The following is a 17,540-nucleotide window of genomic DNA, read 5'->3' as shown; positions in this document are numbered from 1 at the left end:
CATCGAACAACACCCCTCGACGAATCAGGTGTTGCAGCGACCGATTGAGTCTGAGTCGCACTTCTCCTGCTGGAATGCAATTTCGGCGGAGAAATTACCTCGCTCGGCGCCGGATTCTCGCTCGTTACCTCGCTCGGCGCGCCAGGCGTTCGCTGTCGCTGATCAGTACGCTCTTGCCCTCCAGCCGGATCCAGCCGCGGTGGGCGAAATCGGCCAGCGCCTTGTTCACGGTCTCGCGCGATGCGCCGACCAGCTGGGCGATCTCTTCCTGAGTCAGGTCGTGGGTCACGCGCAGCGCGCCGCCCTCCTGCGTCCCGAAGCGCTGCGCGAGCTGCAGCAGCTGCTTGGCGACGCGACCGGGCACGTCGGTGAAGATCAGGTCGGCGAGGTTGTTGTTGGTGCGGCGCAGCCGGCGGGCCAACACGCGCAGCAGCTGCTCGGCGATCTCGGGGCGGTCGGCGATCCACGCCCGCAGCGCGTCGCGGTCCATCGACACCGCGCGCACCTCGGTGATCGTCGTCGCGCTCGAGGTCCGCGGACCCGGATCGAAGATCGACAGTTCACCGAACATGTCCGACGGACCCATGATCGTCAGGAGGTTCTCGCGGCCGTCCGGCGAACGACGCCCGATCTTCACCTTCCCCGAGATGATGATGTACAGCCGATCACCGGGCTCACCCTCCGCGAACACGGTGTGCCCGCGCGGAAAGTCGACAGGTTGGAGTTGCTTGGTCAGCGCGGAGACCGCGCTGGGTTCGACTCCCTGGAAGATTCCGGCCCTCGCCAGGATCTCGTCCACGTTGCCCCTTTGATATGCGTTCGGTGTATTAGAAAGTTTGCGAGGCGACCTCTGCAGGCCGTGAGATCAGTCTAGTGGTACGCCGTTTGTGACCTGCTCACGCTACACACGATTGGCATGCCGAGTCTGCCGAAACTCAGGATTGGCGAGGTGCTGGAGATAGTCGCCGCTCGGCAAATCGCGGGCCGTGATCGCTTCTGTGTACATGGGCAGCGGCGCGGGCAACGATGCGCTCTGCTCGCACACACACTCGGATCCGGTGTAGGGCACCGTCTGCGCGGACTCCCGGATACGGGCTTCGGCCTCACTGGCCTTGGCCTGTTCCAGGAATTCGTCGACGTCGGCCGCCGACAGGGTGCCGTCACGCAACCCGGACTCGACGCGCTCCAACCCGAAGGTCGCAGCCATCAGCAACCCCGGGATCAGCACGACGAGCAACCACGACACGAGGGGAAGTAAACACCGCCAAGGTCTCAGCGGGATCACGAAAAGTCCACGTTAAGGACCGATCCGCGCCGGGCGCGTCGCGTGTCGGTCAGTACGCTGGCCTGGTGACCGTCAGTGAGTCCTCGGCCGGTGGCCGCGCCGGCGCGAAGACGGCCCGCCGGAAGAGTTCCGCCAAGTGGGACAAAGAGACGCGGCTGGGCCTGGTGCGCCGTGCGCGTCGGATGAATCGTGCTCTGGCGGAGGCTTTCCCGCATGTCTACTGCGAGCTGGATTTCACCAACCCGCTCGAGCTGACCGTCGCGACCATCCTGTCGGCCCAGAGCACCGACAAACGGGTCAACCTGACCACCCCCGCGCTGTTCGCCAAGTACCGGACCGCCCGCGACTACGCCACCGCCGACCGCACCGAACTCGAAGAGTTGATCCGGCCCACCGGCTTCTACCGGAACAAGGCCACCGCGCTCATCGGTCTGGGCCAGGCGCTGGAGGAACGCTTCGACGGCGAGGTGCCCCGCACGCTCGACGAGCTCGTCACGCTGCCCGGCATCGGGCGCAAGACCGCCAACGTGGTGCTGGGCAACGCGTTCGACATCCCGGGCATCACCGTCGACACCCATTTCGGAAGGCTCGTGCGGCGCTGGCGCTGGACGGCCGAAGAGGACCCGGTCAAGGTCGAGCACGCCGTCGGCGAGCTGATCGAGCGCAGTGAGTGGACACTGCTCAGCCATCGGGTGATCTTCCACGGCCGCCGCGTCTGCCACGCCCGCAAGCCGGCCTGCGGGGTGTGCGTGCTCGCCAAGGACTGCCCGTCCTACGGCATAGGTCCCACCGATCCGCTGGTCGCCGCACCGCTGGTCAAGGGTCCCGAAACCGAGCACCTGCTGGCGTTGGCCGGGCTCTAGGGGCGTGAGCGCATCCGCCCGCTGGAGCGTCGTGGCGTTGGTCATCCTCGTCGCGCTGGGCGTCGCACTGTGGACCGAGCTCGGTGACGAACCGGGCACCTCACCGCACACCGACGTCCCGTCCGCGCGGGACCGGCGCGACGCCGACACCCCCGAAGCACTCGCGGCGCCCCGCGCCGCGGCGGCGCTGCAACCCTGTCCCGCGCCCGGGGATGGGGCAGGCCCGGCCGCACTGCGCGGCATCGTTCTCGAATGCGTCGGCGACGGGTCGCAGGTCGACATCGCCCGTGCCGTCGCGGGCCGTCCCGTGGTCCTGAACTTATGGGCGTACTGGTGCGGGCCGTGCGCCGACGAACTGCCCGCGATGGCCGAGTACCAGCGCCGGGTCGGCTCCGAGGTATTGGTGCTGACCGTGCACCAGGACGAGAACGAGAGCGCCGCGCTGCTGCGGCTGGCCGAACTGGGCGTTCACCTGCCGACCGTGCAGGACGGCCGCCGCCGGATCGCCGCTGCGCTGGGCGTCCCGAACGTGATGCCCGCAACTGTGGTCCTGCGTGCCGACGGTAGCGTTGCCGAAATCCTGCCCCGGTCCTTCGCGACGGCCGACGACATCGCCGCAGCGGTCGACCCGAAGATTGGAGTCCCGTGAGCTGGGACAGCCGAGAAGGTGAGCTGACGCCGTCGGCCGCGCCGCCCTGGCTGGCGCCGCTGGTCGAGAACCCCGGCGCCGTGAAGAACGCCTACCGCCGCCGCGTGCCCGCCGAGGTGCTGGCCGCGCTGACCGCCGCCAACACGACGGCGGCGGTGACCGGCACCCGCCGCGACGCCGCGGTCCTCGCGCTGTTCTCCGGGCCCGCGGACGGGGACCCCGGCGCGCTGCCCGACGACGCGGACCTGCTCGTCACCGTGCGAGCCGCGACCCTGCGCCACCACGCGGGCCAGGCCGCGTTCCCCGGAGGCGCCGCCGACCCGGACGACCGCAGCCCCGTCCACACCGCGCTGCGGGAGGCCACCGAGGAGACCGGCCTCGCCGCCGGCCGGGTGCGGCCGCTGGTCACGCTCGACAAGATGTTCATCCCGCCGTCGGGATTCCACGTCGTGCCCGTGCTCGCGTACTCACCGGATCCGGGCCCCGTCACCGTCGTCGACAAGTCCGAGACCGCGCACGTCGCCCGCGTTCCGGTGCGCGCGTTCGTCAACCCGGAGAACCGGATCATGGTGTACCGCGGCGAGAACACCCGCCGCACCGCGGGCCCGGCGTTCCTGCTCAACGAGATGCTGGTGTGGGGGTTCACCGGGCAGGTCATCTCCGCGATGCTCGACGTCGCCGGGTGGGCACAGCCGTGGGAAACCGACAAACTCTACGAACTCAGCGATGCAATGGCGCTCCTGGACGCCGAGGACAGCTACGGTGAGGCCCAACGATGAACTCGTCACAATGGCTTGATATCGCCATCCTCGCCGTGGCGCTCCTCGCTGCCGTATCCGGCTGGCGATCAGGGGCGCCCGGTTCGTTGATGGCCCTGGTCGGTGTCGCGCTCGGCGCCGGCGCCGGAATCCTGCTGGCTCCGCACGTCGTGAGCTATTTCGACGGCCCCCGCACGAAACTGTTCGTGACCCTGTTCCTGATCCTGGTGCTCGTCGTGATCGGCGAGATCGCCGGTGTGGTGCTCGGCCGCGCGGTGCGCGGTGCGATCCGCAGCCCTGCTCTGCGGCTGGCGGATTCGGTCGTCGGCGTCGCGCTGCAACTGGTCCTGGTACTCACCGCGTCGTGGCTGCTCGGCACGGCACTGGTGTCCTCGCCGCAACCGAACCTGGCCGCCGCGGTGTCCGGGTCGAAGGTGATCGCCGAGGTCGACTCGGTGGCCCCCGGCTGGCTGCGCTCGGTGCCCAACCGGTTGTCGGCGCTGTGGGAGACCGCGGGCCTGCACGACGTGCTCAAACCGTTCGGGCCGACCCCGGTCGCCGAGATCGACCCGCCGGACGCGGCGCTCGCCACCTCGCCGGTCGTGAACCAGACGCGCTCCAGCGTGGTCAAGGTCAAGGGCGTCGCGCAGAGCTGCCAGAAAGTGCTCGAAGGCACCGGCTTCGTCGTCGCCCCGAACCGGGTGATGTCCAACGCGCACGTAGTGGCCGGTTCGGACACCGTCACCATCCTGGTCGACGACCAGGAGTACGAGGCCAGCGTGGTGTCGTATGACCCCAACGCCGACATCTCGATCCTCGACGTCCCGAACCTGCCGTCGGCCCCGCTGCAGTTCGTCGACCAGATCGCCGCGAGCGGCACCGACGGCATCGTGATGGGCTATCCCGGCGGAGGCGACTTCACCCCGACCCCCGCGCGGGTCCGCGAGGTCATCGAGCTCAACGGGCCCGACATCTACCGCTCGACGACCGTCACCCGCGAGGTCTACACCATCCGCGGCCAGGTCAAGCAGGGCAATTCGGGCGGACCCATGATCAACCGGCAGGGCAAGGTGCTCGGGGTGGTGTTCGGCGCCGCCGTCGACGACGTCGACACCGGGTTCGTGCTGACCGCCGTAGAGGTGGCGCCGCAGATGGCCAAGGTCGGCAATGTCGCGCCGGTCCCGACGGGAACCTGCATCAGCGCCGGATAGGGCTCAGGCGGGCCCAGAAGGCTCAGGCGTACACCTGCCGCAGGAAACGCATCAGCTGGTCGTTGACCGCTTCCGGCGCTTCCTCGTGGGCGAAATGCCCGGCGCCGGCGATCGACACGTAGCGCCCGTGCGGCGCGTAACGCTGGGTCCGATACACCGGGTCGGGCAGTACATACGGGTCGGTGTCGCCGCGCAGGTGCAGCATCGGCACCGCCAGCGGCCGGCGCATCGAGCGCATGAACCGCCGCCCCTCGGTGCGCATCTGGCTGCGCACCGCCCACCGCTGGTACTCCAGCGCGCAGTGCGCGGCGGACGGGATCTGGATGGCCTGGCGCAGGTGCCCGATGGTCTCCGCGAAATCCTCACCGACCTGCCATCGCGCGCTGGACCGGCTGCGCACCAGACGTTCGAGTTCGGCGCCGTCGTGGCGGGTCAGCGCCTTCTCCGGCCACATCGGAACCTGGTAGCGCAGCATCCACGGAAGCAGTGCCCGGCCTTGGTCGCGCCGCCGCAGCGTCGACGCGCGCAGCGCGGCCGGATGCGGGGAGCTGACGACTCCGATGGCCCGCACCACCCGTGGGTGCAGCACCGAGGTCGCCCAGCAGACCAGCCCGCCGTCCGCGTGCCCGACCAGCGTCGCGCTGTTGTGCCCCAGCGCGCGCACCAGCCCGGCGGTGTCGCCGGCCAGCGTCCAGCCGTCATAGCCGCGCGGCGGCTTGTCGCTGCCGCCGTACCCGCGCAGATCGACGGCGACCACCCGCGCCCCGGACAGGCCCTTGAGCTGGTGACGCCACGACCACCAGAACGATCCAAAGCCGTGCAGCAGGATCACCAGCGGCCGGTCGGTGAGCGGCCGGGTCGGGTCGGCGGGTGCTTCGTCATCCGGCCGCAGCGCCTCCACCACGTGGAAGCGGATCCCGTTGGCGTGAACATCGAGATGGCGCCATGGCCCCCCGATGCGTACGACCGACGGGTCGGGTCGGCCCATTACCAGCCGGACGGGTCTTTTTGCGCCGCGGGCTGACCGTCGGTGGTCGCGACGGCCCTCCTGTCGTGACCGGGGGTGAACGCGTCGGGAAGTTCCTTGACCGTCTCGATGGTCTTCTGCGGGCCGCGGATCCGGCGGACCTTCAGATAGCCCAACAACGCGAGCAGCACCGTGACCACGACCATGATCCCGAACACGATCAGGTACGCCGCCCAGGTGTACAGCCACTCGTCGAGCAGCACCGCCACGAACAGGAAGAAGAAGAACGTCGAGTAGAAGAGCACCACCAGCGCCGCGATGAAGAAGACGCTGCCGGTCAGACCCTTCTTGACGTCGCGGGTGATCTCGGCCTTGGCCAGCTCGACCTCGGCGCGCACCAGCGTCGAGACCTGCGCGGTGGCGTCCTTGACCAGATCCCCGATCGACGGATCGGGCTTCGGTGCGTGCGGGTCCACCAGCGGTATCGACGTCACGGTATTGGGCACGCCGTTCCTGCGGTCGCTCACGAAAGCTTCCTTCCCGCTTGTGTCCTGGGTCGCGTTCATGTTGCCACGTGGCGCGCCGCTAAACGATTCAGGCCGACGATAGACTGCCTACATTCCTTGCTGGGGGTTCAGGCACGTCGGGGATTTCGGGCTTTGTGATCGGGGAGGGACCAACTTGGCGACCAACAACCTCCGGCTGACGGTGCGTGCCGCGGCCGCGGTTCTGCTTGCCGTGCTGACCGCCGTCACAGGTGCGTTCACCGGCAACTCCGTCGCGCACGCACAGACCGGGGTTCCGCTCGGCGGTGGGTCGGGCCTCGTCGTCGACGGCGAGACGCTGTGCACGCTGACCGCGATCGGCACCGACAACCGCGGCGACCTGATCGGGTTCACCTCCGCGCACTGCGGCGGGCCGGGTGCGGTGGTCGGCGCCGAGGCGGCGCAGGGGGCCGGGGTGCTCGGGGAGATGGTGGCGGGCAACGACATGCTCGACTACGCGGTGATCAAGTTCGATCCGACCAAGGTCGTGCCCGTCAACGAGGTCAACGGATTCCGCATCGACGGGCTCGGTCCCGACCCGAAGTTCGGCGAGGTCGCGTGCAAGCTGGGCCGCACCACCGGCTACTCGTGCGGCGTCACGTGGGGCCCGGGCCAGGAGCCCGGGACCATCCTCAACCAGGTGTGCGGCGGCCCGGGCGATTCGGGCGGCCCCGTCACCGTCAACAACCGCCTGGTCGGCATGCTCCACGGAGCTTTCTCCGAGGACCTGCCTACGTGCGTCGTCAAGTTCATCCCGCTGCACACCCCGGCGGTGACGATGTCGTTCAACACCCAGCTGGCCGACATCGTCGCCAAGAACCGACCGGGAAGCGGGTTCGTCCCGGTCGGCGCCCGCTGACGGACTACTTGCTGGCGCGGATCGCCTCGAACACGCTCGGATCGACCAGCGTCGAGGTGTCGCCGAGCTCGCGGCCCTCGGCCACGTCGCGCAGCAGCCGGCGCATGATCTTGCCGCTGCGGGTCTTCGGCAACTCGGGGACGACGTGGATCTCGCGCGGCTTGGCGATCGGCGAGATCTCCCGGGCGACCTCGGCGCGCAGTTCGTCGATCATGTTCTCCTCGCCGCCGTGCGCCGAGGACTTCAGGATCACGAACGCGCAGATGGCCTGGCCGGTCTGTTCGTCGCTGGCACCGACCACCGCCGCCTCGGCGACCCCGGAATGGCCGACCAGTGCCGACTCGACCTCGGCGGTCGAAATCCGGTGGCCGGACACGTTCATCACGTCGTCGATGCGGCCCAGCACCCAGATCTCGCCGTCGCTGCCGTAGCGCGCGCCGTCGCCGGCGAAGTACCAGCCCTGCTCGGCGAACCGGGTCCAGTAGGTCTCCTTGAACCGTTCGTCGTCGCCCCAGATGCCGCGCAGCATCGACGGCCACGGCTTGTCCAGCACGAGGTATCCGGTCTCGTGCTCGCCGTGATCGGGGCTGGGATCGAGCTGCTTGCCGTCGTCGTCGACGATCTTGGCCGAGATACCCGGCAGCGCGTGCATTGCCGAACCCGGCTTGCAGTCGGTGACGCCGGGCAGCGGCGAGATCATGATCGCGCCGGTCTCGGTCTGCCACCAGGTGTCGACGATCGGCGTCTTGTCGGCTCCGAACACCTTCCGGTACCAACGCCACGCCTCCGGGTTGATCGGCTCGCCGACCGACCCGAGCAGCCGCAGGCTGGACAGATCGTGATCGGCGGCGATCTGACGGCCCCACTTCATGAACGTGCGGACCAGCGTGGGCGCCGTGTAATAGATGGTGACACCGTACTTTTCGATGGTCTCGTAGTGGCGGTGCTCGTTGGGGGAGGCCGGCGTGCCCTCGTAGACGACCTGGGTCACGCCGTTGGACAGCGGTCCGTACACGATGTAGGTGTGCCCGGTGACCCAGCCGATATCGGCGGTGCACCAGTACACGTCGGTCTCGGGTTTGACGTCGAACACGTTGTAGTGGGTGTAGGACGCCTGGGTCAGGTAACCGCCCGAGGTGTGCATGATGCCCTTGGGCTTACCGGTGGTGCCGGAGGTGTAGAGCAGGAACAGCGGATGCTCGGAGTCGAACGCCTCAGGGGTGTGCTCGGTGGAGGCCTTCGGCACGACCTCGTCCCACCACAGGTCGCGGCCCTGTGTCCACGGGGTGTCGATGCCGGTGCGGCGCACCACGACGACGTGCTCGACGGGGCTGTCGTCACCGAGGCCCTCGATGGCCTCGTCGACGCCTTCCTTCAGCGACACCGCCTGGCCGCGGCGGTACTGGCCGTCGGTGGTGATCACCAGCGTGGCCTTCGCGTCGTCGATGCGGGCCTTGAGTGCACTGGCCGAGAAGCCCGCGAACACCACGCTGTGCATCGCGCCGAGGCGGGCGCAGGCCAGCATCGCGATGATCGCCTCGGGCACCATCGGCATGTAGATCGCGACGCGGTCGCCGGACTTGAGGCCGAGTTCGGTGAACGCGTTGGCGGCTTGGGACACCTCGTCTTTGAGCTGGGCGTAGGTGATGTCGCGCGAGTGCCCGACCGGCTCGCCCTCCCAGTGGATCGCGACGCGGTCGCCGTTGCCGGCCTCGACGTGGCGGTCGACGCAGTTGTAGGCGACGTTGAGCTTGCCGCCGACGAACCACTTCGCGAACGGGGCTTGTGACCAGTCGAGGACCTCGGTGAACGGGGTCTCCCAACTCAGCCGCTGCGCCTGGTCGGACCAGAAGGCCAGCCGGTCTGCTTCGGCCTTGTCGTAGAGGTCCGCGGTGGCATTGGCCTGCGCGGTGAACTCGGGTGCCGGAGGATAGGACGACGGGGCGTCGACATGCGTCTCGGTCATGGTTGTGAGGGTAGTCACCCAACGTTGCATCGGCGTTGGCACGTCACTTCCGACGCTGCGGACGGCATCTGCGCTGCGACGAACGTCAGCGAGCGTCGGCCCAGCGGTATCTTCTGGGGCGTGACTGACCCGTTGGCTCCGCTGACCGAACTGCCCGGCGTCGCGGAGGCCGGCGAAGAGGCGCGCGAGGCGCTCGGCCGGGCGCACCGGCACCGGGCGAATCTGCGCGGGTGGCCGAAGAACGCCGCCGAGGCGGCGCTGCGAGCGGCGCGCGCGTCGTCGGTGCTCGACGGCGGGCCGCTGCAGTTCGCCACCGACGGTGAGCGCGATCCGGTGCTCGCCGGTGCGCTGCGAGTGGCCGAGGCCCTCGAAGGCGGTGAGGGAGCGCTGGTCGGGGTGTGGCGGCGCGCGCCGCTGCAGGCCATGGCCCGACTGCATGCGCTGGCCGCGGCGGACCTGGTCGGCGACGACGCGCTGGGCCGGCCGCGGGAGGGCGCCGGGCGGCGGCTGGAGTTGCTCGCCGAGCTCGCGACCGGGGCGACGCGGGTGCCCGCCACGATCCTGGCGGCGGTCGCGCACGGCGAACTTCTGACGCTGGAACCTTTCGGCAGTGCCGACGGTGTCGTGGCGCGGGGGGTGTCGCGGCTGATCACGATCGCCAGCGGGCTGGACCCGCACGGCCTCGGGGTGCCGGAGGTGCACTGGATGCGGCGGTCCAACGACTACCGTGCTGCGGCACGGGGATTCGCGTCCGGGACGCCCGATGGGCTGGCGGCGTGGCTGGTGCTCAGCAGCGAGGCGCTACACGCCGGGGCGCGTGAGGCGCTGTCGATCGCGCAGGCCGCCACGTCCTGAGTCGCGGCCGCGTGGCATGCGGCCCGCAACATGAAGCGGGCGGCGATCCGCGTGGCCTTGCGACCACATCAGCTCACCGCCCGCTAGCACGGGGCACGGTTACCATGCGTGCCGTATGGGTTGCGTGGGTGGCCTCGGCGCCTTTGCGACTCGTTACGACCGCAGCCCTACCCAAAGGACCGTCGGGGCCGTCCGATTTTCGCAACTACGCAGGCCCGCAACACTTTTACCTTTATCGCGGTATGTGCTCCGCGTGGGTACCGGGACCCGTGCTGGGAATCTGAGGTCGGGAGGCCGAGCCTTCTCTTCCGACTCGGTCTTGGCCTCTCTCAGCTTCCGTACGTCCTTTGTACTACGTGACCACGGTCACAGCAAGGGTGAAATGCGCGCGACCCCAGATCGTTACGCGCAGTGATCCAGCTACCCGCAAGTAGCTTGTGTCATAACGCGAATCGGCGCAGCAGCGAGTATGTCAGCGCGCCGGCGGCGAGTGCGCTGAAGCCGACCGCGGCGGTGGTCGCCACCGCCGCACCGGACGGCGCGGGGATGCGGTCGCGCAGCGAGACCGGATTGGAGAAGGTGCGGATCGGCCACTGCCGCGCGGCGGCTTCTCGGCGCAGCGCGCGGTCGGGGTTCACCACGGTCGGATGGCCGACGGTCTCCAGCATCGGGATGTCGGTGATCGAATCCGAGTAGGCGTAGCAATGCTCAAGGGCGTAACCCTCGCGTTCGGCCAGCGCGCGGATCGCTTCGGCCTTGCCCTCGCCGTAGCAGTAGAACGCGATCTCGCCGGTGTATTTGCCGTCCTCGACGACCATCCGGGTCGCCATCGCGTGCGTGGCGCCGAGGGCGCGCGCGATGGGCGCGACGATCTCCTCGCCGGAGGCCGACACGATCACCACGTCGCGTCCGCACAGCTTGTGGTCTGAGATCAACTCGGCAGCTTCAGCGAACACCAGCGGATCGACGATGTCGTGCAGCGTCTCGCCGACGATCGCCTTGACCTGCTCGACGTCCCACCCGGTGCACATGTTGGTCAGGTAACTGCGCATCCGGTCCATCTGGTCGTGATCGGCGCCCGACATCAGGAACAGGAATTGCGCATAGCTGGATTTCAGCACCGCCCGCCTGTTGATTAGCCCTTGGCTGAAGAACGGTTTGCTGAAAGCCAAAGTGCTTGATTTGGCGATCACTGTCTTGTCGAGGTCAAAGAACGCCGCGGTGCGGACGGGGAGCTGCGGCGCGCCGGGCCCGTCGGGCGCGGGGCTACCCCCAACCACCGGGTCGGATGAGGTCACCCCGTCAGCATAGAGCCGCTCGGCGTGACAATTGGCGGCAGATCGTACAAATTGGCAGTTCACGACACGTGTCAAGCGCCGAACGTTTTCGACAACCACGCGGAGCGTTGCCATTTCGATACTTGCGCTGGGGCTCACTGGCGTGTGTATAGTGGGCATTACTCGGCTTATGCCGGGTGTGCATCAGCCCGACCCCCCGGGGCTGATACACGACGACCTCCGCCTCCTCCCCCCCTGGCGGGGGTCGTCCCTTTTGTGGGGTGTTTTCGCCGGACGGATAGTTCCGTCCCCCCGAATCGGTAGCGGAACGGTGTTTTCAGCGACGCCAGAGTTGGCTGTCCACAGATCCGCGTTGATCCCCAGAACGCTGTACTGAGGCTTCCCGGCGCTGCAGGTCCCGGCCCAGGCTGGGGCCATGAAGTCCGCGGACGGAATCCTCGCCCTGGTCGACGACCAGGCCCTCGCCACCCAGGTCGACCGTGTCGTCGCGGCCACCGGCCTGCGGATCGTACGGGCCAGTGATCCTTCGAGCCGGCGGGTGTGGACGAGCGCCTCCGCGGTACTGCTCGATACCGACGCGGCCCGCCGCTGCGTCGAGCGTGGGCTGCCGCGTCGGCCCCGGGTGCTGTTGATCACCGCGGATGCCCCGGCGCCGGACGACTGGCAGGCCGCGGTCGCCGTTGGCGCACAACAGATAGTGACGTTGCCGACAGATGACCACGTCGTGATGGCCGTGCTTGCCGACGCGACCGAACCCGGACATGACGAACTGGGGCGGGGGCCGGTGGTGAGCGTGGTGGCGGGCCGCGGAGGCGGTGGCGCGTCGGTGTTCGCGACGGCGCTGGCCCAGGTCGTGGCGGAATCCTTTCCCGTCGAATCCTTCCTCGTCGACGGCGATCCGTGGGGCGGCGGCCTGGACCTGGTGCTCGGCAGCGAGACCGAACCCGGCCTGCGGTGGCCGGACCTCGCGCTGGCCGGTGGCCGGGTCGGTTACCCGGCGCTGCGGGACGCGCTGCCGCGACGACACGGCGTCACCGTGCTGTCGGGAAGCCGTGTGTTGTCCGGGGACCACCCCGGAAACGACATCGACCCCGCCCCGCTGAGCGCGGTGATCGACGCGGGCAGTCGGGCCGGGGTCGCGGTGGTCTGTGACGTTGCGCGCCGGCCTCACCCGGCCACCGAGATCGCGCTGGCGGCAGCCGATCTCGTGGTGCTGATGACACCGGCCGACCTGCGCTCATGTGCCGCGGCCGCCGCGACGGCGCGGTGGGTGACGGCGACCAACCCGAACACCGGGGTGGTCGTGCGCGGCCCGGCGCCGGGTGGGCTGCGGCCCGCGGACGTCGCACGCATCGTCGGGCTGCCCGTGCTGGCGGCGATGCGGCCACAGCCGGGTCTCGACGGCGCGCTGGAGCGGGGCGGTCTGCGGGTACGGGCCCGGTCGCCGCTGGCCCGCGCCGCCCGCGAGGTGTTGTCGGTCCTCGACCAGAACCCGCACCTGCGCCGGGCCGCGGAGTCGGCGGCGTGAACGCGCCGCTGGTCGACCGGGTCCGGGAACGGCTCGCAGCCGAAACGGCGCCGCTGCGTCCGAGCGTGGTCGCGGCTGCGATCCGTGCAGAGTCCGGGGGAGTCCTCGGCGACACGCAGATGCTGTCGAGCCTGCGGGAACTGCAGACCGAGCTCACCGGGGCCGGCCTTCTGGAGCCGCTGCTGGCCGCGCCGGGCACCACCGACGTCCTCGTCACGGCGCCCGACGCGGTGTGGGTGGACGACGGAAACGGTTTGCGACGCACCACGGTGCGCTTCGCTGACGAGGCGGCTGTGCGCAGGCTCGCGCAGCGGCTGGCGCTCAATGCGGGCCGCCGTCTGGACGAGGCCCAGCCGTGGGTCGACGGACATCTGAGCGCGTCCTCTCCCAGCGGAGTGCTCACCGTCCGGGTGCACGCGGTGCTGCCGCCGGTCGCCGCGGCGGGGACTTGTCTGTCCCTGCGGGTGCTGCGGCCCGCCAACCAGAATCTCGACGCACTCATCCGGGCCGGTGCCATCGACGGCGACGCGGCCGACCTGCTGCGCGACGTGATCGCCGCGCGGCTGGCCTTCGTCGTCTCGGGAGGAACCGGCGCGGGCAAGACAACCCTGTTGGCCGGACTGCTCGCCGAGGTCGGCCACGACGAGCGCATCGTCTGCGTCGAGGACGCCGCCGAGCTCGCGCCCGCGCACCCGCATCTGGTGAAACTCGTCGCACGCGGCGCCAACGTCGAAGGTGCCGGTGCGGTCACGGTGCGCGACCTGGTTCGGCAGGCCCTGCGGATGCGTCCCGACCGAATCGTCATCGGGGAGGTGCGCGGTGCCGAGGTCGTGGATCTGCTGACCGCGTTGAACACCGGCCACGACGGCGGCGCGGGGACGGTGCACGCCAACAATCCCGCGGAGGTGCCCGCCCGGTTCGAGGCCCTGGCCGCACTCGGTGGACTGGACCGGGCCGCGCTGCACAGCCAGTTGGCCGCGGCCATCCAGGTGGTCCTGCACGTCGCCCGGGACCGGACGGGCCGACGCGGGCTCGCGGAAGTCGGATTGATGCATCGAGAGCCGGACGGCCGCGTCGGTGTGCTGCGGTGCTGGCGCCGAAACAGCGGCGTCGACGTCGGCGCGGACGCGCTGCGGGAGCTGATCGAGAGCAGGGCCAGGCCGTGACTGTCGCCGCGCTCGTCCTCGCTCTGGCGGTGCTCAGCGCCCCGGCCGGCCCGCGAAGGCCGGTGCCGCTGCTGCACCGGGCCCGGCCTCGGCGACGGCCATCCGAGACGCTGTGCGCGGTCGCCGTCTGCGCGGCCGTCGCCGTCCTGCACACCGCGACCTCCGCGGCGGCACTTGGGCTGCTGCTCGCGACGCTGATCGCCCGCCGCCGTGCCGGTCGGCGGCGCCGACTCCGCGCCTCGGAGGCGGCGGCATTGCAGGACGCGCTGGACGTGCTGGTCGGCGAGCTGCGGGTCGGCGCACATCCGGTCGCGGCGATCGAGGTGGCAGCCCAGGAGGCTCGAGAGCGAATCGCCGACTCGCTCACGGGGGTCGCGGCGCGGGCGCTGCTGGGAGCCGACGTGGCCGCGGGTCTGCGCGCCGTGGGCCGGCGCTCCACGTCACCACATCACTGGGACCGGCTGGCCGTGTGCTGGCATCTCGCCCAGACCCACGGGCTGGCCGTCGCCACGCTGATGCAGGCCGCGCAGCGCGACATCGCCGAACGCGAACGATTCCGGGGGAGGGTCGAGGCGGGGATGGCCGGGGCTCGCGCGACCGCCGCGATCCTGGCCGGGCTCCCGCTTCTCGGGGTGCTGCTCGGTCACGCGATCGGGGCGAAGCCGCTGGGGTTCCTGCTCTCCGGCGGTGCCGGGGGGTGGCTGCTGATGCTGGGCGCGGTGTTCGTCTGCGCCGGCCTGCTGTGGTCGGACCGGATCACCGCGCAGGTGCTGACATGACCTGGGCGGCGCTGTTTCTCGCGTCGGCGCTGCTTGTCGTGCCGCCGGCGGCACGGAGCCGAGGGCGACGCGATGGCCGTGCGGCCGGCAAGGGGCCCCCGGCGGGCGGCTCCGACGACCCGCTCACCGTGGCCGCCGACCTCGACCTGCTCGCCGCGTGCCTGCGGTCCGGGATGGCGGTCTCGACCGCGGCGGCGGCGGTCGCGGCGACGGCGCCCGCGCAGATGTCCGCGCTGTTGAGCCGTGCCGCCGACCTGCTCGCGCTCGGCGCGGATCCGGCCCGGGCGTGGGCGAGTCCCGACGCACCGGTGGACAGTCATGTGGACAGCTTCCTGCGGATGGCTCGCCGGTCGGCGGCCTCGGGAGCGGCGCTGGCACACGGCGTCGAGGAACTCGCGGTGCAGTTGCGCGCCGATGCCGCCGACGCCGCGAGCGCCAAGGCCGAACGCGCGGGCGTGTTGATGGCCGGACCACTGGGGCTGTGTTACCTCCCGGCGTTCCTGTGCCTCGGGATCGTTCCCGTCGTCGCGGGGCTGGCCGGTGAAGTCCTGCAGTCGGGAGTGCTGTGACAGAGAGCAAAGGAGAAAAAGGTGATGACGCAACGTCTTCGAGAGATCCGGGCGCGGCTGATCGTATTCGCGGTCGCCGACGACGGCATGTCCACTGTCGAGTACTCGATTGCCGATAATTACAACCATGAGTCAACGGGCATTGATTGCCGTCCGACTCTCCCGAGTCACGGACGCAACCACCTCACCTGAACGGCAACTTAAGGCATGTCGCGAGCTGTGTGAACAGCGCGGCTACGAGGTCGTAGGAGTAGCGGAGGATCTCGATGTCTCGGCGGGATCTACGTCTCCGTTCGACCGGCCCCAGCTCGGGGACTGGCTGACCAACCGCCTCGGCGAGTTCGATGTGATCGTCTTCTTCCGAATGGATCGGATAGTTCGGCGACTGCTGGACCTCGCCGATCTGATCCGCTGGTGCCAGGCACATTCGGTGACCGTCGTGTCAGCGACGGAACAGTTCTTGGACCTGACCATGCCGTTCGGTGACGTCATCGCGATGCTCGTCGCGAAGGTGGCCGAGATGGAGCTGGCGGCGATCTCAGAACGGAACGCCTCGGCCTTCCGGCACAACCTGAGGGCCGGTAAGTGGCGCGGTGGGATACCCCCGTGGGGCTACCTCCCTCAGCGGGATGAGGCAGGGACGTGGCGGCTCGTCCAAGACCCGGAACAGGTTTCGATTATCCGCGAGGTTGTCGAGCGAGTGCTGTCCGGCGAGCCTCTCCGGTCTGTGGCCCACGATCTGACAGAGCGGAAGGTCTTAACACCCAGGGACCGGTTTGCCCAAGCCCAGGGAAGAGAGGTCAGAGGCTACGAGTGGCACTCAAGCGGCTTGAAGCGGGCACTGACGAGTCAAACGCTTCTCGGGTACGCATTGACCAGAGAACCGCTCAGGGACGCCCAGGGGCGCATTCAGCGGGATACCAAGGGCAGGAAGATCTTCGGCCCTGAAACTGTCGTGCTGACCGACGACAACTCCCCTCTGGTCCGCGCAGAGCCGATCATCACCCGTGGAGTATTCAATCGCCTCGGCCAAGAGTTGGCTGACCGCGAGAACCGCAAGGAACCAACCAAGCGGAGCAAGGGTCTTCTACTCCAGGTGATCTATTGCGGCGTCTGTGGTCGACCTGCATACCGACTCAAGGGTGGGCCTGGCCGGAAGCCCCGTTACCGATGCTCCTCTGCTCAATACCGCGAGAACTGCGGCAACAAGTCGATACCGCTCGATTACGCCGACGATGCTGTCGAGCGATCGCTCCTCAGGGTCCTTGGGGAATCCGAGCGAATGGAACGGGTCTGGGATGCAGGTTCGGACCACTCAGCGGAACTGGCCGAGGTAAACGACCGACTCGTGGATCTGACCAGCCTGCTCGGCTCCGGTCCTTACAGGGCTGGCACGCCGCAGCGGCAAGCTCTGGACAGGCAGATCGCGAGCCTGGCAGCGCGCCAGGAAGAGTTATCAGCAGAGGCGGTGCGGCCAGCAGGTTGGACCTGGAAACCGACCGGTGAGAAGTTCGCCGACTGGTGGAATCGGCAGGACACCACTGCCCGGAACATCTGGCTTCGATCCATGAACATTCGCTTGGACTTCTGGTGCTCGGCTGGGGCCAACGGTCGGATCGAGGTTGAGCGGCTGAATCTTGACCTCGGTGACCTATTCAAGCTCACGGAACAGATGGTGCCGAAGGGGCGAGCTTCCGATTGGGCAGGTGTCTTCGCCCACATGCAGGACAACGACATCGCCGGTATCGAGGTACGTGACGGCGAAGTACATCTCATCGCGAAAGGAGACTGAGCCATGCCAGCGGTGAATACGGCATTGTGGCTCACTGCTATCGACGCTCACCCGCAGACCGTCGACACCGACCTTCTAGTGGCCACCGCCCTGGCCTTCGATGATTCACACGTCGAGGGCCTGGACCCCGAAGCGATCACCGAAGCCATCGAGGAGCTTGAAGACCTTGGGTTCCTGCGGGTCGTCCTGGTCGAAGGTGCTGAGCACCTACTGGAGCTGCGTCTACCCGAGTCGCAGTAGCTCCAGTTCCCAGCGCACGAAGTCGATGGCCGTACGCACGGCGGGGTCGTCGGGGTCGTGCCCCTCGTCTCGGATTGCTTCTCGGTCGTCATCGTCCATGTGGGGTTAGTCGCCGGAGACGCCAGTTTGGTTCACGAAACAGCCTTGAAGAGAGAAGACCCCCGGCTGCGGAGACCGGGGGTCTTCAGATGACGCCTTCGGCGCCGGGGT

General features: G+C 69.0%; 18 protein-coding genes. 12 read left to right on the top strand and 6 right to left on the bottom strand.

All coding sequences use genetic code 11. From position 1 onward, the window contains the following. Positions 1-124: 124 nt before the first annotated feature. A complete protein-coding gene (gene crp, locus BST38_RS04760; RefSeq protein ID WP_005138643.1) occupies positions 125-799 on the bottom strand; it encodes a cAMP-activated global transcriptional regulator CRP in 675 nt (224 codons plus the stop codon). A 102-nt stretch (positions 800-901) separates the two neighbouring features. Then, entirely contained in the window at positions 902-1,246 is a 345-nt protein-coding gene (locus BST38_RS04755) for a hypothetical protein (RefSeq protein WP_083142077.1), read from the bottom strand. Between the two features lie 104 nt (positions 1,247-1,350). Here BST38_RS04755 and nth point away from each other — a divergent pair, with 104 nt between their 5' ends. Genes nth through marP form a run of 4 tightly spaced genes read left to right on the top strand, consistent with a single transcriptional unit; the run spans position 1,351 to position 4,766 of the window. Beyond that, positions 1,351-2,148, top strand: a complete 798-nt coding sequence (gene nth, locus BST38_RS04750; RefSeq protein ID WP_083142076.1) for an endonuclease III — start codon at positions 1,351-1,353, stop codon at positions 2,146-2,148. 4 nt (positions 2,149-2,152) lie between these two features. Then, a complete protein-coding gene (locus BST38_RS04745; RefSeq protein ID WP_083142075.1) occupies positions 2,153-2,797 on the top strand; it encodes a TlpA family protein disulfide reductase in 645 nt (214 codons plus the stop codon). Continuing rightward, the gene (locus BST38_RS04740) at positions 2,794-3,576 is read left to right on the top strand and encodes an NUDIX hydrolase (protein WP_083142074.1); all 783 of its coding nucleotides are present in this window, start codon (positions 2,794-2,796) and stop codon (positions 3,574-3,576) included. Before BST38_RS04745 ends, BST38_RS04740 begins: the two co-directional genes overlap by 4 nt. Then, positions 3,573-4,766 (top strand): acid resistance serine protease MarP, encoded by a 1,194-nt coding sequence (gene marP, locus BST38_RS04735; protein ID WP_083142073.1) that lies wholly within the window; start codon positions 3,573-3,575, stop codon positions 4,764-4,766. The genes BST38_RS04740 and marP overlap by 4 nt, the downstream gene beginning before the upstream one ends. Positions 4,767-4,788: 22 nt before the next feature. Here the strand turns inward: marP and BST38_RS04730 are convergent, their stop codons facing one another. Both BST38_RS04730 and BST38_RS04725 read right to left on the bottom strand, forming a co-directional pair. Next, positions 4,789-5,754: an alpha/beta fold hydrolase gene (locus tag BST38_RS04730; RefSeq protein ID WP_083142072.1), complete on the bottom strand. Its 966-nt coding sequence runs from the start codon at positions 5,752-5,754 to the stop codon at positions 4,789-4,791. After that, a complete protein-coding gene (locus tag BST38_RS04725) occupies positions 5,754-6,299 on the bottom strand; it encodes a phage holin family protein (RefSeq protein ID WP_181791959.1) in 546 nt (181 codons plus the stop codon). Before BST38_RS04725 ends, BST38_RS04730 begins: the two co-directional genes overlap by 1 nt. A 172-nt stretch (positions 6,300-6,471) precedes the next feature. Here BST38_RS04725 and BST38_RS04720 point away from each other — a divergent pair, with 172 nt between their 5' ends. Further along, positions 6,472-7,137 (top strand): chymotrypsin family serine protease, encoded by a 666-nt coding sequence (locus BST38_RS04720; protein WP_110781503.1) that lies wholly within the window; start codon positions 6,472-6,474, stop codon positions 7,135-7,137. A 4-nt stretch (positions 7,138-7,141) separates the two neighbouring features. On the opposite strand, the gene acs is transcribed toward BST38_RS04720, so the two are convergent. Continuing rightward, positions 7,142-9,103: an acetate--CoA ligase gene (gene acs / locus BST38_RS04715; protein WP_083142070.1), complete on the bottom strand. Its 1,962-nt coding sequence runs from the start codon at positions 9,101-9,103 to the stop codon at positions 7,142-7,144. A gap of 120 nt (positions 9,104-9,223) precedes the next feature. Here acs and BST38_RS04710 point away from each other — a divergent pair, with 120 nt between their 5' ends. Next, complete coding sequence (locus BST38_RS04710; protein WP_083142069.1) at positions 9,224-9,958, top strand: Fic family protein; 735 nt, start codon at positions 9,224-9,226, stop codon at positions 9,956-9,958. A 440-nt stretch (positions 9,959-10,398) separates the two neighbouring features. Here the strand turns inward: BST38_RS04710 and BST38_RS04700 are convergent, their stop codons facing one another. Then, positions 10,399-11,238 carry an HAD-IB family hydrolase gene (locus BST38_RS04700; RefSeq protein WP_165761558.1) on the bottom strand — a complete coding sequence of 280 codons (840 nt, stop codon included), beginning with the start codon at positions 11,236-11,238 and terminating at the stop codon, positions 10,399-10,401. A 433-nt stretch (positions 11,239-11,671) separates the two neighbouring features. Between BST38_RS04700 and ssd the strand changes: the two genes are divergently transcribed. The 6 genes from ssd (at position 11,672) to BST38_RS04665 (ending at position 17,330) form a co-directional block, all read left to right on the top strand. Then, entirely contained in the window at positions 11,672-12,784 is a 1,113-nt protein-coding gene (ssd, locus tag BST38_RS04690; protein ID WP_083142066.1) for a septum site-determining protein Ssd, read from the top strand. Beyond that, positions 12,781-13,950 (top strand): TadA family conjugal transfer-associated ATPase, encoded by a 1,170-nt coding sequence (locus BST38_RS04685; RefSeq protein WP_083142065.1) that lies wholly within the window; start codon positions 12,781-12,783, stop codon positions 13,948-13,950. Before ssd ends, BST38_RS04685 begins: the two co-directional genes overlap by 4 nt. Next, positions 13,947-14,729, top strand: a complete 783-nt coding sequence (locus BST38_RS04680) for a type II secretion system F family protein (RefSeq protein WP_083142064.1) — start codon at positions 13,947-13,949, stop codon at positions 14,727-14,729. Before BST38_RS04685 ends, BST38_RS04680 begins: the two co-directional genes overlap by 4 nt. Further along, entirely contained in the window at positions 14,726-15,298 is a 573-nt protein-coding gene (locus BST38_RS04675) for a type II secretion system F family protein (protein ID WP_083142063.1), read from the top strand. Before BST38_RS04680 ends, BST38_RS04675 begins: the two co-directional genes overlap by 4 nt. A 127-nt stretch (positions 15,299-15,425) precedes the next feature. After that, positions 15,426-17,090: a recombinase family protein gene (locus tag BST38_RS04670; protein WP_083142062.1), complete on the top strand. Its 1,665-nt coding sequence runs from the start codon at positions 15,426-15,428 to the stop codon at positions 17,088-17,090. Between the two features lie 3 nt (positions 17,091-17,093). Beyond that, a complete protein-coding gene (locus tag BST38_RS04665; RefSeq protein ID WP_083142061.1) occupies positions 17,094-17,330 on the top strand; it encodes a hypothetical protein in 237 nt (78 codons plus the stop codon). The last annotated feature ends 210 nt before the right edge of the window (positions 17,331-17,540 follow it).

The organism is Mycolicibacterium parafortuitum (assembly GCF_002086815.1).
GTDB lineage: Bacteria > Actinomycetota > Actinomycetes > Mycobacteriales > Mycobacteriaceae > Mycobacterium > Mycobacterium parafortuitum.
The sequence above is the reverse complement of the archived record's forward strand: the minus strand, read 5'-3'. Positions and strand labels throughout refer to the sequence as shown.

Bases quoted from the DNA above. Each gene is read 5' to 3' on its own strand.
- acs (WP_083142070.1), bottom strand. From the start codon at position 9,103: ATGACCGAGACGCATGTCGACGCCCCGTCGTCCTATCCTCCGGCACCC.
- BST38_RS04670 (WP_083142062.1), top strand. From the start codon at position 15,426: ATGAGTCAACGGGCATTGATTGCCGTCCGACTCTCCCGAGTCACGGAC.
- ssd (WP_083142066.1), top strand. From the start codon at position 11,672: ATGAAGTCCGCGGACGGAATCCTCGCCCTGGTCGACGACCAGGCCCTC.
- BST38_RS04730 (WP_083142072.1), bottom strand. From the start codon at position 5,754: ATGGGCCGACCCGACCCGTCGGTCGTACGCATCGGGGGGCCATGGCGC.
- BST38_RS04725 (WP_181791959.1), bottom strand. From the start codon at position 6,299: ATGAACGCGACCCAGGACACAAGCGGGAAGGAAGCTTTCGTGAGCGAC.
- BST38_RS04675 (WP_083142063.1), top strand. From the start codon at position 14,726: ATGACCTGGGCGGCGCTGTTTCTCGCGTCGGCGCTGCTTGTCGTGCCG.
- BST38_RS04665 (WP_083142061.1), top strand. From the start codon at position 17,094: ATGCCAGCGGTGAATACGGCATTGTGGCTCACTGCTATCGACGCTCAC.
- marP (WP_083142073.1), top strand. From the start codon at position 3,573: ATGAACTCGTCACAATGGCTTGATATCGCCATCCTCGCCGTGGCGCTC.